The following is a 14,652-nucleotide window of genomic DNA, read 5'->3' on the forward strand; positions in this document are numbered from 1 at the left end:
GAGTAAATATGTCTGTAATTACCGCATTCAACGGCCTTTTCTCAGAAGCTGGAGTCGTGATCAAGCGCGTCCTTGACGCCACCGATTACCGGCTCATCACCGATCAGGAGATCGTGGCTGACGCCGCAAAGCTCTCCGGCATGTCCGAGGGCAAGATCGCCCGAGCCTTTCAGGCCAAGGCTTCCGTATTCAACGCATTCAGTCATGAAAAGGAGCGGGCCATTGCCTGGCTCCGTCTGGCCATGGCGCACAAGCTCATTGACCAGGACAAGCTGTTGTTTTCCGGTTTCGTTGCTCATTTACCTTCGGTCAATATTGATCACATCCTGAAGGTTTGTCTCATCTCCGAGATGAAAGACCGTCTGGCTGTGGCCGAACGCACGGAAGGGTATGCCGAGAAGCACGCCGCGAAACTCATTCACAAGGATGACGAAGACCGCGTCATGTGGGTCAAGAACCTCAAGGACACCGATGATCCCTGGGCCGGTTCGCTCTATGATCTCGTGGTGCCTGTGGGCGCTTCCGGCGTGGAGCAGAGCGCCGACCTCATCGTGGAACAGCTGGCCAACGCTGCTGTTCAGGTGACGGACGCCTCCCAGGCTCAGGTCGCTGACTTCCTGCTGGCTGCCAAGGTCGGAACCGTGCTGGCCGGTGAAGGCCACAACGTCCTTGTCTCCGCCTCGGGTACAGCCGTGACCCTGACCATCAACAAGCATGTTCTGATGTTGGAACGGCTCGAACGCGAGCTGTCTGAAATCGTGAGCAAGGTCGATGGCGTGGAGTCGGTTGAAACGCATGTGGGCAAGGGCTTCCACCAGACCGACATCTATCGCAAGGCGGATTTCGATATCCCGTCCAAGGTGCTGCTGGTCGATGATGAACGTGAGTTCGTCCAGACCCTGTCCGAGCGTCTGATGATGCGCGACATGGGTTCTGCTGTCGTCTACGACGGTGAAGCCGCGCTGAATCTGATGCAGGAAGACGAGCCGGAAGTCATGATCCTCGACCTGAAGATGCCCGGCATCGACGGTATTGAGGTGCTGCGCCGCGTCAAAAACGACTACCCCAATATCCAGGTGATCATTCTGACAGGTCATGGGTCTGAAAAGGATCGTGAAATCTGCATGGAGTTGGGCGCATTTGCCTATCTGCACAAGCCCGTGGACATCGATGTGTTGAGCGAGACGCTCAAGGCAGCCAACGAAAAGGTCCAGAGCAAAGGATAACTATAACCGGGTGGCGTTATGTCGATATTCAACAAGATCAGACCACAGTTCTGGGAGACCGGCTCCAATGTCGGCCCAGGCAAGTCGCTGTTCAACTACCGTCGCATTTGGCGTATCGCCATTGCCGTACTGGCAGTTGTTGCCCTTGTCCCCCTGTGCGTCATGGCTGTTATCGATTATAACGTCACCCGGAATTCGCTTGAATCCGAGTCGCTACTGCGCACGGCCCGGACCACTTCCAACACCCGCCGTACGGTAGCGTTCTTCTTGCAGGAGCGCCAACAGGCACTCGATTTTCTGGCCATGCACCAGGGGCTTGAAGCGCTGCGGGATTGCGAGAATCTCGGGCGGGTGCTTGATTCCCTGAAGAGCAGCTTCGGCGGTTTCGTGGATATCGGCATTATCAACGATCAGGGGCTGCAGATCGCCTACATCGGTCCGTATGATCTGATCGGCCGCAATTACCGTGATCAGGAGTGGTTTTCAAACACAATGGGACAGGGGGATTACATCAGTGGCGTTTTTCTCGGATTCCGAGATGAACCGCATCTGGTTATTGCCCGCAAGATCGTGGATGAAAAATCAGGCAAGAGTTTTATTTTAAGAGCGACGCTCGACACGGAACAGTTCAATTCCATTCTGTGGTCTTTGGATCTCCCCAAGGGGGGCGATGCCTTTATCGTGGACCGGGAAGGTGTTCTGCAAACGCCGTCAAGACTGCACGGGTCATTGCTGACCCAGGTGAGTCTGGCTGTTCCGGGATATTCCGAGAAGACCAGTGTCGAACAGATCGTGGACAAGGACGGCACGGACTTGACCGTTGGATATGTCTACATTCGCGGCACGCCGTTTATTGTCATGGTGGTCAAGAAAACCCGGGAGCTGATGAGCCTGCTGCAGACCATTCGCATGGAACTCATGTGGCTCATGGCTGTCAGCATCGCGATTATACTGCTTGTTATCGTGTGGGTCGCCACTTACATGGTCAACAAGATCTATATTGCGGACCAGACCCGGGCACAGGCGCTGCACCGTATGGAACACACGAATCGCATGGCCTCCATTGGCCGACTGGCAGCGGGCGTGGCCCATGAAATCAACAATCCGCTGGCCATCATCAACGAGAAGGCCGGTCTCATCAATGACCTCTTCGAGTTCAAGGAAGAGTACGTTCATGACGAGCGCCTGTTGAATAATATCAAGTCGATTATTGACTCTGTGCAGCGATGTGGCAAAATTACCAAACGTCTGCTCAGCTTCGCGCGTCACATAGATATTGATATGGATGCCATCAAGTTCAAGGAGCTGGCAGAGGAAGTTATTGATTTTCTGCGCAAAGAGGCGGAGTATCGGAGTATCTCAATCACTATGGATATTCCAGAGAATCTGCCGGAGTTCATATCCGACCGCGGCAAGTTGCAGCAGATTTTTTTGAATTTGGTCAACAACGCCTTCCAGGCCATGAACGATGGCGGCAACCTCGCCATCAGCGCGACGCCTTCTGATAAGGACTCGCTGGTGTTCACGGTTCGGGACGATGGCTGCGGCATCCCGGCGGAAGACAAGAAACGTATTTTCGACCCCTTCTTCTCCACCAAGAAGAGAACGGGCGGCACCGGGCTGGGGCTCTCCATTACCTATGGATTGGTCCAGGAGCTGGGCGGCTCCATGTCAGTGGAGAGCGAGGTCGGCGTCGGAACGGAATTTATCATAACCATGCCCTTGAAGGCCCCGGAAAAGGCTTAATGATATGAAGATTTTATTAGTTGATGACGAAGTTGAGCTGGTCTCGGCAATGGCCGAACGTCTTTCGTTCCGCAGCGTGGATGCGGACTGGACCGACAACGGTGAGACAGCCCTGAAAATGGCTGCGGAAACCGACTATGCCGTGGCGGTTCTGGATATGAAAATGCCCAAAATGGGTGGTCTTGAACTCCAGGAATCATTGGCTGCCGAGCATCCGGATATGAAGTTCATCTTCCTTTCCGGCCATGGGTCCGAATCCGATTTCAAGGCCGGTTGTGCCGCTGGATGCAACTATCTGATCAAACCCGTGCAGATCGAGAGTTTGATGGATAAAATACAGGAAGCTCTTGCTTAGGCAGAGGAGACAAAATGACTCAGACACCAGCCGACACCCGCCAGGGGCTGCAATTTTTCGGTCGCATCAGCGCCTCTGTGTCTCATGAGATCAAGAATGTCTTTGCCGTCATTAACGAAGCGGCGGGATTGATCGAAGATTTTACGCTCATGGCCGAGCGTGGCATGCCTATCGACCCGGAACGGTTGAAAAAGGCGGCCAACTCCATTCAGGGCCAGATTCGACGCGGTGACGGCATCGTGAAGAATATGAATGCCTTTGCACATTCCACGGATGAGGATGTTCGCGAAATTGACCTCGTGGACACGCTCTCACTGACCGTGGCCCTGACAACCCGTCTCGCCGACATGAAACAGGTCAGCCTGTCCATGGGAGAATGTCCCCCTGTCTCCCTGCGGGCCAATGCCTTTGATTTGATGCAGTTGCTCCACTCCTTCATTGCAGCTGCTCTCGAAAACTTGACAGCGGGCGATTCTCTGGTCATGAGTGTCAAGCCATTGGAAGGCGGGGCATCGTTCTCCCTTTCCGTACCCGGAAAGGATGCCCCGGTCGTACTCGAAACCATGCTTTCATTTCCCTCGCAGGCTATTTGTGCCAATATGGAATTAAATGAAAGCGCCGGGACCTGTGAACTGCGCCTCAGCGCTTCACAGCCCTGAAACCTTACATTCATACACTCCTCAGGAGAAACGAAATGAGTGAAAAAGTACTGCTTATCGATGATGAAGTGGAATTCCTTGAAGCCCTTTCCGAGAGAATGGAACTTCGTGGAATGGATGTCGTCACCGCCGAGAATGCTCAGAAAGCCGTGGCGGCTCTGGACAGCGGAGAGTATGATGCCATTGTTCTGGATCTCCAGATGCCTGATATGAACGGCATAGACATGCTCAAGATTATCAAGGAGAGCCACCCGGAGATGCAGGTCATCCTGCTTACTGGCAAGGCTACCCTCGAAGCTGGTGTGAAGGCCATGAAGCTTGGGGCCATGGATTTCATGGAGAAGCCCGCAGATATCGACTCGCTGACTGAGAAAATCAAAAAGGCGCAGGCTAAGAAGATGGTTATCGTGGAGAAAGAGACCGCCAAAAAGGTCGACGACATTCTCCGTAGTAAAGGCTGGTAGGCTCCATTCACAAATGCCCGAAAAGGGCACCAACCGTGTACGGCAATTCTTTCGAAGAAACCATACAGGTATATGCAATGAGGTCAGGTGTTTTTCACCTGGCCTTTTTGTTTTTCTTGCAGTCGTAATCCCAGAAAATGCGCCCCATGAATGTGAGGTCTCCGCAACATCGAAACGTTTGCGCAAACGTTTCGATCTGTGTTACGACTCTGTGAATTCAGCATATGTTGATTCATTCAAATCAGTTAGAGGACGGTATGAAGAAAGCGAAGCTCATTAACTCCGAGATATCGTATGTCATCGCCAAGCTTGGGCATTTCGACTGCCTGACCGTTTGTGATGCCGGGTTGCCGGTACCGCCCGGAGTGCAGCGTATCGATCTGGCCGTGACCGAAGGGGTGCCTTCTTTTATGGATACAGTTCGGGCGATTGTTTCCGAACTGCAAATCGAGAGTGTGGAGCTGGCCAAGGAGTTTCCGCAAGCAAGCCTGGGCTGTTATCAGGAGCTGGCTGATTTTCTGAAACAGACGGGGGTGGAGCGTGGCAGGGAAATGCCCGTGTTTTTCGTTCCGCATGAAGAGTTCAAGGTCAACTCGGCCAAAAGCGTTGCCATCGTTCGAACCGGGGAGTTTACCCCGTACGCCAACGTGACCTTCACATCAGGCGTTGTCTTTTAGGTCGGGGGAATCATGAGCGAACTGCTCAGACTTGAGAATATCGAAAAGAGTTTTCCGGGCGTCAAGGCGCTGGATGGCGTCAACCTGTGCGTGAACGCAGGAAAGGTCATGGGATTGGTGGGGGAGAACGGCGCGGGCAAATCCACCCTCATGAAAGTGCTGACCGGCATCTACAAAATGGATGGCGGCACGTTGCGTTATCTCGGGCGGGAGCAGGCGTTCAACGGCCCCCGGGAATCCCAGAAGGCGGGCATCAGCATCATCCATCAGGAACTCAACCTGCTGCCGGAACTCTCCATTGCGGAGAATATCTTTCTTGGCCGCGAGCGCGTCGGCTTCATGGGGCGGATTCTCTGGAAAGAGATGTACCGCATGGCGGACGAGCTACTTGCCAAACTCGGCGTGACCCGATCCTCCCGCACGCGACTCGGCGACCTGGGCATCGGCGAACAGCAGATGGTGGAAATAGCCAAGGCCATTTCCTTCGAATCCCGGGTCATCATCATGGACGAACCCACCGATACCCTCACAGACACCGAGACCGAGGCGTTGTTTGCCGTGATCCGTGAGCTGCGCGAGACCGGGCACGGCATTGTGTATATCTCCCACCGACTCAAGGAAATTTTTGCAATCTGCGATGACGTCACTGTTTTGCGCGACGGTCAGTATATCAGTGAAAGCGACGTGTCCGACATCACGGAAGATCAGCTCATCGAGATGATGGTGGGGCGTCGGCTGGAGGAGCAGTTCCCCCGCGTGTATGTGGAGCCGGGGCCGACAAGCCTGGAGGTGAAGCATCTGTCCGGGCCGTGTCTCAAGGATATCTCTCTGGCCGTTCGGGAAGGGGAGATTCTCGGCATTTCCGGGCTCATGGGGGCAGGACGCACCGAGCTGATGAAGGCGTTATTCGGGGCATACCCTGTGGAAGGGGGCGTAATCTCCATGTTTGGCGAGGAGGTGCGTATCGCCTCTCCGCAGGATGCGCTTGAGGCGGGCATTGCCTATATCAGCGAAGATCGCAAGGCGGACGGGCTTATTCTCGGCCTGTCGGTCAAGGAGAACATGACCCTGACCGCCCTGGAGGGTTTCTGCTCGGTCCTGGGCCATATCGACCAGTCAAAGGAGCGGGAAGCCGCGGATCATTACATTGAGGCCTTCAATATTCGGACGCCGTCACGGCGTCAGGTCGTGGGCAATCTGTCCGGCGGCAACCAGCAGAAGGTCGCCATCGTCAAGGGGCTCATGGATCAACCCAAGGTGCTCATTCTCGATGAGCCGACCCGCGGTGTGGATGTGGGAGCAAAAAAGGAAATCTACCAGCTTATCAACGCATTCAAGCAGAAAGGGATGAGCATCATCCTCGTCTCTTCGGAGATGCCGGAAATTCTCGGCATGAGCGATCGTATCATTGTCATGCACGAGGGGCGTTTGTGCGGTGAATTCACTGCCGAGGAAGCTGATCAGGAAATACTCATGGCCTGTGCCATAGGCAGGACACGGAAGGAGGCTGCATGAGCGCAGCAAAAAGGCAGGGAAACGGGCAGGAGCAGCAGGTCTCCATCAAGGACAGGCTGATTCAGCAGAAGACGCTTATCGCGCTGGTGGTGATGGTCGTCATTGTTTCGTTCCTGAATTCCAATTTCTTCACCACGGGCAATATCCTCAATATCCTGCGACAGACCGCCATCAACGCGATCATGGCCGTGGGCATGACCCTGGTTATTCTGACGGCGGGCATTGACCTGTCGGTGGGGTCGGTGCTGGCCCTGTGCGGCGCCATCGGTGCCAGTCTGATCGCGGCTGAGATGCCGGTGATGCTGGCTGTGGGAGCGGCGCTTGGTGCCGGTGCTGTGCTCGGAGCAGCCAGCGGCGTGGTCATTGCCAAAGGCAAGGTCCAGGCCTTTATCGCCACCCTGGTCTCCATGACCCTGGTGCGCGGACTGACCCTTGTGTACACGGACGGTCGGCCTATATCCACGGGCTTTACGGACACGGCGGATGCCTTTTCCTACATCGGCACCGGGTATCTGTTCGGCATTCCGGTTCCCATCTGGATCATGGCCGTCACCTTTGCCGGGGCCTGGTATCTGCTCAATCATACCCGTCTCGGGCGGTATATCTATGCCCTGGGCGGCAATGAAGCGGCCACTAAACTCTCCGGCATCAACGTGGATACCATCAAGATCACGGTCTATGCCATTGCCGGATTCCTGTCGGCGCTGTCCGGCCTCATCGTGACGTCCCGGCTTTCGTCCGCCCAGCCAACCGCCGGGTATGGGTATGAGCTGGATGCCATCGCCGCCGTTGTGCTTGGCGGCACCAGCCTCATGGGCGGTAAAGGCACGATCATGGGAACCCTGTTGGGTGCCCTTATTATCGGATTTCTCAACAACGCATTGAATTTGCTTGATGTGTCTTCCTATTATCAGATGATAGCCAAGGCTTTGGTTATTCTTTTAGCGGTCTTGGTCGATACGAAAAGCAAGTAGAAAACACCATAAGGAGCGTATGATGAAAAAACTTTTGACCCTTGCCATTGCCCTGGTTCTGACCATGGCGCTCGGCGTGTCTGCACAGGCCAAGGATACCATCGCACTGGTGGTCTCCACCCTGAACAACCCGTTCTTCGTCACCCTGAAAGACGGTGCCGTGAAACAGGCCGGTGACATGGGCTACGAGATCATTGTTCTGGATTCCCAGAACGACCCGGCCAAGGAGCTGGCCAACGTGGAAGACCTGATCGTTCGCGGCGTCAAGGCCGTGCTCATCAACCCCACTGATTCCGATGCGGTTTCCAACGCCATCCGCCTGATCAACAAGGCTGATATCCCGGTCCTGACCCTCGATCGCGGCGCTTCTCGCGGCACGGTCGCCAGCCACATCGCTTCCGACAACGTCGCCGGTGGTGAGATGGCCGGTAATTACATGGCAGAAAAGCTCGGCAAGGGTGCCATGGTCATTCAGCTTGAGGGGTTGGCTGGTACTTCTGCCGCACGCGATCGCGGCGCAGGCTTTGCCAAGGCTGTCGAAGCCAACGGGTTCAAGGTGCTGGCTTCCCAGCCTGCCGATTTTGATCGTACCAAGGGGCTGAATGTCATGGAGAATATGCTTGCCAGCCACGGCGACGTGCAGGGTGTTTTCGCACAGAATGACGAGATGGCCCTCGGCGCCATCCGCGCACTCAAGGCCGCAGGCAAGTCTGTTGTTGTCGTTGGTTTCGATGGCACGGACGACGGTGTTGCCGCGGTCAAGCGTGGCGACATGGCTGGTACCATTGCTCAGCAGCCCGCGCTGATCGGTTCTCTGGGTGTTCAGACCGCAGACAAGGTCCTCAAGGGCGAGAAGGTCGAAGCGTACATTCCTGTCCCGTTGATGGTCGTCAAGTAATACCGTATTCTAGGTGCGCCGGGACGTCCGGCGCACCATTTTCACCTCTTTCCTCGGAGCCTTCACATGGCCGCAAGCAAACTGATTGTTCTCGGCAGCGTCAATGCCGACCATGTCCTGCAGGTGGACACGTTTCCCCGTCCCGGGGAGACGGTCATCGGGCACGGGTATCAGGTCCTGCCCGGTGGCAAGGGAGCCAATCAGGCCGTTGCCGCGGCCCGTCTCGGTGCGGATATCGGTTTCATCGCCTGTGTGGGTGACGATGATTTCGGGCATCGCATGATCGAGCGGTTTAACGAGGACGGCATGGAGACCTCGGCGGTCATGGCTGTTGAAGGACTGCCCACCGGTATCGCCCTCATTCAGATTGCCGCCAGTGGCGAGAACAGCATCTCCATTTCCGCAGAGGCCAACGCGGCGTTGACCCCGGAGGTTCTGGCTCCTCACATGACCATGCTCACGCAGGCCGAGACCGTGCTCATGCAGCTTGAAAGCCCGTTTGAGACCATTGAGCTGGCCGCGCGTACCGTGAGAAAAGCAGGGGGCAGGGTCGTGCTGAATCCGGCTCCGGCCCGTGCGCTCCCGGATTCCCTGCTGGCCGAGCTGGACATGATCACGCCCAACGAGACCGAGGCGGAGATGCTCACCGGCGTGGGTGTCGAGACCGAAGCGGACGCACGGAAGGCCGCTGATATTTTGCATGACAAAGGGGTTGGTGTCGTTTTAATAACCCTTGGCGAGAAAGGGGCTTATGTAAGCTCCTCCGAGGGTGCCAGGCTGGTGGAGGGGTATTCGGTCACTGCCGTGGACACCACGGCGGCCGGTGATACCTTTAACGGCGCGCTGGTGACCGCTCTGCAACAGGGCAAGTCCATGGATGACGCCATCCTTTTTGCCCACGCTGCGGCTGCCATTTCTGTCACCCGACTGGGAGCGCAACCTTCCATTCCGAGGCTGGAAGAAGTGACCGTATTCATGAAGAACAACGCATAGGAAACCATGGCCACCATCAAGGACGTAGCAAAGCTCGCAGGCGTGTCGACATCAACCGTGTCGCATGTTCTGAACGGCACCCGTTTTGTTCGCGAGGAAACCTGCGAGCGGGTGGAGAACGCCGTGCGCGAGTTGAGTTACCGGCCGTCCTCCATTGCCCGGAGCCTGAAAGTCCAGCAGACCAAGACGCTGGGCATGCTGGTCACAGCGAGCCGCAACCCGTTTTTTGCCGAAGTCGTGCACGGGGTCGAGCGGCAGTGCTACAAGCGGGGCTACACCCTTTTTCTCTGCAATACCGAAGGTGACGTGCAGCGCATGGAAGCCAACCTTGACGCGCTGGAAGAAAAGCGCGTGGATGGCATGCTGCTGCTGTGCGGCGAGGTCAACAACGACATCATCACGCTGCTGGAAGCCGAGCGGTCCGTGCCTATCGTGGTCTTTGACTGGGGGCCTCAGTCGGACACCGTGGACCGTATCTATGACAATTCGCCGCACGGCTCGCGTCTCGCCACCGAGTATCTCATCAACATGGGGCACACGGCCATCGGGTGCGTGACCGGTCCCAGGGGAAGACGGTCTGCCGAGGAGCGGCTGGCCGGGTTCCGTGAGACCATGCGTGCAGCCGGTCTGCCCGTGCGCGAGGAGTGGATTGTCGAAGGGGACTATGAGTGCGAGGGCGGCGTCAATGCCATCAATCAGCTCCATGCACTCCCGGAAATGCCGACCGCCTTGTTCGTCTGCAACGACATGATGGCCATTGGGCTCATCAGCCGGGCCGCGCAGTTGGGGTTGCATGTACCTCAGGACCTTTCCCTCATCGGGTACGACGATATATACATCGCCGGATATACCTCGCCGTTGTTGACCACCATCCATCAGCCCAAGGAAGAGATCGCAGCCATGGCCGTGGATACCCTCATCGACCGCCTGGTCAGCAAGCGGGCCAAGGGCAAGATGATCAAGATCGAACCGAGCCTGGTTGAACGGAATTCGGTGCGTAGACTGAAATAATCTGACAATCAGTCCACAACAATTCTCCAACTCCCTTTTTCCGATTTAAAACGAACACAACCGGTGTTGCACCCGCTCGACAGGCGGAGACAACACTGTTTCGCGTGTTTTGGTTTTTACAAGCCGAACAGTAATTGAATTACAGTATACTAAATGTGTATTGAGTAGGCGTTACTGTGATCAGTGCCTTGGTGGTATGCGCAAAAAAAGGCGAGCCCTTTTGGACTCGCCTTTGTAGATGGTGTGCGGAGGTGGCAGCTAGGCTGCGGCCCTGCGTCCTCGGTTGGAGCGTCCCTGATTGGTGTTGCGTCCCTGGCTCGCTCCCCGCTTCCGGGAATTGGAAAAGCGGCCTTTGGGCTTGTTGGCCCGAGTGTTGCGCGGATCCGGCTTGGGGCTGGCAGCGTTGTGGTCAAAGCCTTCAATGGAGCATTGCTCCATGGTGATGTTCATGATCCGTTCGATGGAACGGATCTGGGAACGCTCATCCGGGGTGACGAGGCTGAGTGCGCTGCCGGAACGTCCGGCCCGGCCTGTACGGCCGACGCGGTGGGTGTATGTTTCCACTGTGTCCGGCATGTCAAAGTTGATGACATGGGAAATGCGGTCGCAGTCAATGCCGCGAGCAGCGATATCGGTAGCCACCATGATGTCGAACTGGCCGGACTTGAATCCGTCGAGCGCTCTCTGGCGCTGTCCCTGACTCATGTTGCCCTGAAGGAATGTGCATTGACGTCCTTCGTTGCAGAGCTTGCGGGCCAGGTTCTTGGCCTTGTGCTTGGTACGGGTGAAAATCAGCACGCTCTCATGGTTGGTCTCGGCCAGAATTTTGCTGAGCAGGGAGACCTTGAGATGCGCGGGGGCTTTGTATTGCGCGTGATCCACAGCTTTGACCGCTACGGTATTGGCGACCTGGACCGTCTTGGGACGGTTGAGGATGTCCTCGGCGAGGTGGCGGATATCGTCGGGCATGGTCGCGGAAAAGAGCAGGTTCTGCCGTTTTGCAGGCAGTTTGGCGAGGATGCGCTTGATGTCGGGCATGAAGCCCATGTCGAGCATGCGGTCTGCTTCGTCAAGAACCAGGGTGTCGATGTTGTTCAGGGAAACCTTGCCCATCTTCATGAGACGGACGAGACGACCGGGGCAGGCCACGATAATGCGGGAAAAGCCAAAGGCCTTGATCTGGGGGTTCATTCCCACGCCGCCGATGACGGCAGCGCTGCGGACACCGGTCTGCTTGCCGAGATTGACATAGCTTTCGTGGATCTGCAGGGCCAGCTCGCGGGTGGGAGCCAGCACCAGAATGGTGGGTGCGCCCTTGGCAGGCATGCGTTTGTCCAGCAGGCGTTGCAGGGTGGGCAGGGCAAAGGCAGCGGTCTTGCCGGTGCCGGTTTGGGCCAGACCCATGACGTCATGTCCTTCAAGGACAAGCGGTATGGCCTGGGTCTGAATGGGGGTTGGCGTTGTATAGCCACAGAATTTGATGCCGGCGACAAGTCGCTGGTCAAAGGAAAAAGAAGTAAAAGTCATAACAACCTTCGTGTGAAAGGAAATAAAGACGACGGCGCGCGACAGCGGTCGTGTCCGGGTAACCGGATGTATGTATTGGGTGGCTCTGGTACGTGGAGTAAATCTTGATCGGCCTCTGCGAAACGCAAGGTGCCCAATGGGGGCAAAGAAGTAGTCGTGCGTCCAGTCACGCTGAGCTCTCCTTTTATGAACTGATCGGCGAGGAATGTAAAGCATTAAATATTCTGAAACTTTTCTCCATAGGATTGAGACGGTTGGCGTTACAAGCGGGATTGATTGCCTGGCCTTGAACGCAATTTGGGCCGGCACAGGGAGGTGTGCCGGCCCATAACATGCCTCAATCAAGCTGGGAACAGGTCTCAGTTGCCCGGCCCATTTGTTGTGGGTCGGAGGAATGAAGAGAGCATGTAGTCAAGCCGTCAGTTGTGCGCCTCAGCTGCTTTGGGGACAGAACCGTTCCCATCCCATGAGGGAGGCGGCTCCTGAAATGGTTGTGCCGTAAAAAAGTACAGGTTTGTCCGTGAGAAACAGGTCAATGGAGCTGTTGGCCAGGGTGGTGCCGGTGACAAGCAGGAGATCGCACCATTCAATGGCGTCCTGTGTCGCGTCGCCGCCTTCCACCAGAACGCCCCGTTTGGTCTGGCCGATATTGTCCGGGTCGAGATCAATGAGTCGAATGTCGGTTTTCTGGTTCAGGGCTTCGGCCAGGGCTGGCTGGAAGCCGATGATGGTGATGCGGCAGGTGCCGTATTTCTCTTTGATATGGTCAAAGACGTGTTGGGCACATTGTTTGGGGCCTTCGTCCTTGCAGTGGATGGTGCCTTCGGCCTTTCCCAGAGAGCGGGATACGGCGTTGAGGGTCGAAACAAACACGGCGCGATTGAAATTGTTGTCAAAAGGGAGCGACGCCACTTCGAGCAGGGTGCCGGAAAAATTGCCGTAATTATCGGTAAAAGCCTGGCCCCGTTCGTTGCGAAAGGTGGCTTCCATGAGTTTTTCCTTGCCCTGTTGAATGGGAAAGTCGGTTTCTTCCGGGGTGCCGATGGCTTCCTTGACGGACAGCGGCCCCGCAGACACGGTAATGCTTTCGTTCAATATGTTCTCTTTCTCCCAGAGCGCAAGCGCCTTGGTACGAACTCTCTCCAACGTGGGTTTCATGCTTTCTCCTACACGGCTGACAGCCGTTTTAATGCAATAAAAATGATCAGTGAAAATATGCCGATTATGGAGGAGAGCACAAGCGCCCGCTCAAACTCTCCGCTGAACACGGCATTGTAAATTTCCAGGGACAGGGTGTTTGTCTTGCCGATGATGTTGCCGCCGATCATCAATGTGATGCCGACTTCACCCAGCGACCTGCCAAGGGCGAGAAACCAGCCCGACGCCACGTTGCGGCGCACATTGGGCAGCAGGACCAGCCAGAAAGTCTGCCAGTCGGTTTTGCCGAGCACCTGTGAGACTTCGGCCATCTGTTTCAGATCACCGCGCAGCGCGGCTTCCACCGGCTTGACCATGAGCGGGAGGCCGGAAACGAAAGACGCCAGCACGACACCGGTAAAGCTGAACACGATATCCACGGGCAGGTTCTGCCCGATAATGCCTGCCCGCCCCAATACCATAAGCAGGATGAATCCGGTAGCGATGGGGGGAAAGACCAGCGGCAGGGTCACCAGAAAATCCACAACCGAGCGTACCGTTCCTTTGCCCGAGGTGAGATAATATCCGAGCAGGACGCCGCATACAAGATGCAGCGCTCCGGAAACGGCGAGTACTTTCACTGTGAGCAAGAGCGGCGCAGTGGTCTGTGTCTCTGTGAGTATCTGTAAAAAATCCATGCTCCCTACAATCCGTGTTTCTTGATGATTGCCCGGGCTTCTTCCGTATTGAGGAAAGCGAGGAATGCCTTGGCCTCATCAGTGTGTGTCGCTGTCTTGAGCATGGATGCAATGATCGTAATGGGCGAGTAGCCTTCTTCGTCTATGATGACGAAACCGCCCAGTTTGTTCTTCACCTTGAGCGCATGCGTGAGGTTGAGGAAGCCCATGTCGACTTCGTTGGTGGTCAGGTAGGAAAAAACCTGGGGAACAGTGGAGACTTCCACCAGTCTGGCCTGGATGGCCGGCAGTCTGCCGCTGGAGAGCAGGAATTCGCGAGCGGCCTTGCCATAGATGGCCTTGTTGGTGTCGGGCAGCGCGATTCGTCCGGCGGCCGGGTTGTCCAGGTCTTTCACCTTGGAAAATTTTGAGGACTTGGCAAAGGCCAGGACCAGCCGGCCTCGTCCCAGGTCGACGGTGGAGGCCATGGGCATCCGCGCTTTGGTCAGGAACTTCTGGTCACCCAGTACTATGTCGACCTGCCCGCTCTGTTTTGCCTGTGTAGTAACGCGGGCCATATTCCCATAAATAAGGTCCAGTTTCTGTCCACTTTTTTTAGTATAGGCCGCGTTGAGTTCATTGACCATCTCCTTGTACCCTGCTCCGGATGCAAGAACAGCATTTTCTGCTGCTGCAACAGTCGTCATCATAATAATGAACAGAGCGGACAATAGAATAGTTTTGATGGCATGCATGGCGTGTTCCTCAAAATAAAGTTGTAATCATCGTTGCA

The 14,652-nt window shown here is 56.0% G+C and carries 15 protein-coding genes; 11 read left to right on the forward strand and 4 right to left on the reverse strand.

The genetic code is table 11. The annotated features are described in order from the left end of the window. Window positions 1-8 precede the first annotated feature (8 nt). The 11 genes from SRBAKS_RS15265 (at window position 9) to SRBAKS_RS15315 (ending at window position 10,518) form a co-directional block, all read left to right on the forward strand. The gene (locus SRBAKS_RS15265) at window positions 9-1,226 is read left to right on the forward strand and encodes a response regulator (RefSeq protein WP_229591752.1); all 1,218 of its coding nucleotides are present in this window, start codon (window positions 9-11) and stop codon (window positions 1,224-1,226) included. Between the two features lie 18 nt (window positions 1,227-1,244). Then, a complete protein-coding gene (locus SRBAKS_RS15270; protein ID WP_229591753.1) occupies window positions 1,245-2,972 on the forward strand; it encodes a sensor histidine kinase in 1,728 nt (575 codons plus the stop codon). 4 nt (window positions 2,973-2,976) lie between these two features. Beyond that, complete coding sequence (locus tag SRBAKS_RS15275; protein WP_229591754.1) at window positions 2,977-3,327, forward strand: response regulator; 351 nt, start codon at window positions 2,977-2,979, stop codon at window positions 3,325-3,327. Between the two features lie 14 nt (window positions 3,328-3,341). Beyond that, window positions 3,342-3,986, forward strand: a complete 645-nt coding sequence (locus SRBAKS_RS15280) for a sensor histidine kinase (protein WP_229591755.1) — start codon at window positions 3,342-3,344, stop codon at window positions 3,984-3,986. A gap of 35 nt (window positions 3,987-4,021) precedes the next feature. Then, entirely contained in the window at window positions 4,022-4,450 is a 429-nt protein-coding gene (locus tag SRBAKS_RS15285) for a response regulator (protein WP_229591756.1), read from the forward strand. Between the two features lie 257 nt (window positions 4,451-4,707). Further along, window positions 4,708-5,127, forward strand: coding sequence for a D-ribose pyranase (gene rbsD, locus SRBAKS_RS15290; RefSeq protein WP_229591757.1), 420 nt, complete (start codon window positions 4,708-4,710; stop codon window positions 5,125-5,127). Between the two features lie 12 nt (window positions 5,128-5,139). After that, a complete protein-coding gene (rbsA, locus tag SRBAKS_RS15295) occupies window positions 5,140-6,642 on the forward strand; it encodes a ribose ABC transporter ATP-binding protein RbsA (protein WP_229591758.1) in 1,503 nt (500 codons plus the stop codon). After that, window positions 6,639-7,616, forward strand: coding sequence for a ribose ABC transporter permease (rbsC, locus tag SRBAKS_RS15300; protein WP_229591759.1), 978 nt, complete (start codon window positions 6,639-6,641; stop codon window positions 7,614-7,616). Before rbsA ends, rbsC begins: the two co-directional genes overlap by 4 nt. Before the next feature lie 19 nt (window positions 7,617-7,635). Then, a complete protein-coding gene (rbsB, locus tag SRBAKS_RS15305; RefSeq protein ID WP_229591760.1) occupies window positions 7,636-8,514 on the forward strand; it encodes a ribose ABC transporter substrate-binding protein RbsB in 879 nt (292 codons plus the stop codon). Between the two features lie 66 nt (window positions 8,515-8,580). After that, window positions 8,581-9,507 (forward strand): ribokinase, encoded by a 927-nt coding sequence (rbsK, locus tag SRBAKS_RS15310; protein ID WP_229591761.1) that lies wholly within the window; start codon window positions 8,581-8,583, stop codon window positions 9,505-9,507. A 6-nt stretch (window positions 9,508-9,513) separates the two neighbouring features. Continuing rightward, complete coding sequence (locus SRBAKS_RS15315) at window positions 9,514-10,518, forward strand: substrate-binding domain-containing protein (protein ID WP_229591762.1); 1,005 nt, start codon at window positions 9,514-9,516, stop codon at window positions 10,516-10,518. A gap of 258 nt (window positions 10,519-10,776) precedes the next feature. Here the strand turns inward: SRBAKS_RS15315 and SRBAKS_RS15320 are convergent, their stop codons facing one another. The 4 genes from SRBAKS_RS15320 to modA form a co-directional block, all read right to left on the reverse strand. Next, entirely contained in the window at window positions 10,777-12,045 is a 1,269-nt protein-coding gene (locus tag SRBAKS_RS15320) for a DEAD/DEAH box helicase (RefSeq protein ID WP_229591763.1), read from the reverse strand. 432 nt (window positions 12,046-12,477) lie between these two features. Continuing rightward, window positions 12,478-13,203 (reverse strand): Rossmann-like domain-containing protein, encoded by a 726-nt coding sequence (locus SRBAKS_RS15325; RefSeq protein ID WP_229591764.1) that lies wholly within the window; start codon window positions 13,201-13,203, stop codon window positions 12,478-12,480. Window positions 13,204-13,211: 8 nt separating this feature from the next. Further along, a complete protein-coding gene (locus tag SRBAKS_RS15330) occupies window positions 13,212-13,880 on the reverse strand; it encodes a molybdate ABC transporter permease subunit (protein WP_229591765.1) in 669 nt (222 codons plus the stop codon). 5 nt (window positions 13,881-13,885) lie between these two features. Beyond that, entirely contained in the window at window positions 13,886-14,614 is a 729-nt protein-coding gene (modA, locus tag SRBAKS_RS15335) for a molybdate ABC transporter substrate-binding protein (RefSeq protein ID WP_229591766.1), read from the reverse strand. Window positions 14,615-14,652 lie beyond the last annotated feature (38 nt).

The organism is Pseudodesulfovibrio sediminis (assembly GCF_020886695.1).
GTDB classification, from domain to species: Bacteria; Desulfobacterota; Desulfovibrionia; order Desulfovibrionales; family Desulfovibrionaceae; genus Pseudodesulfovibrio; species Pseudodesulfovibrio sediminis.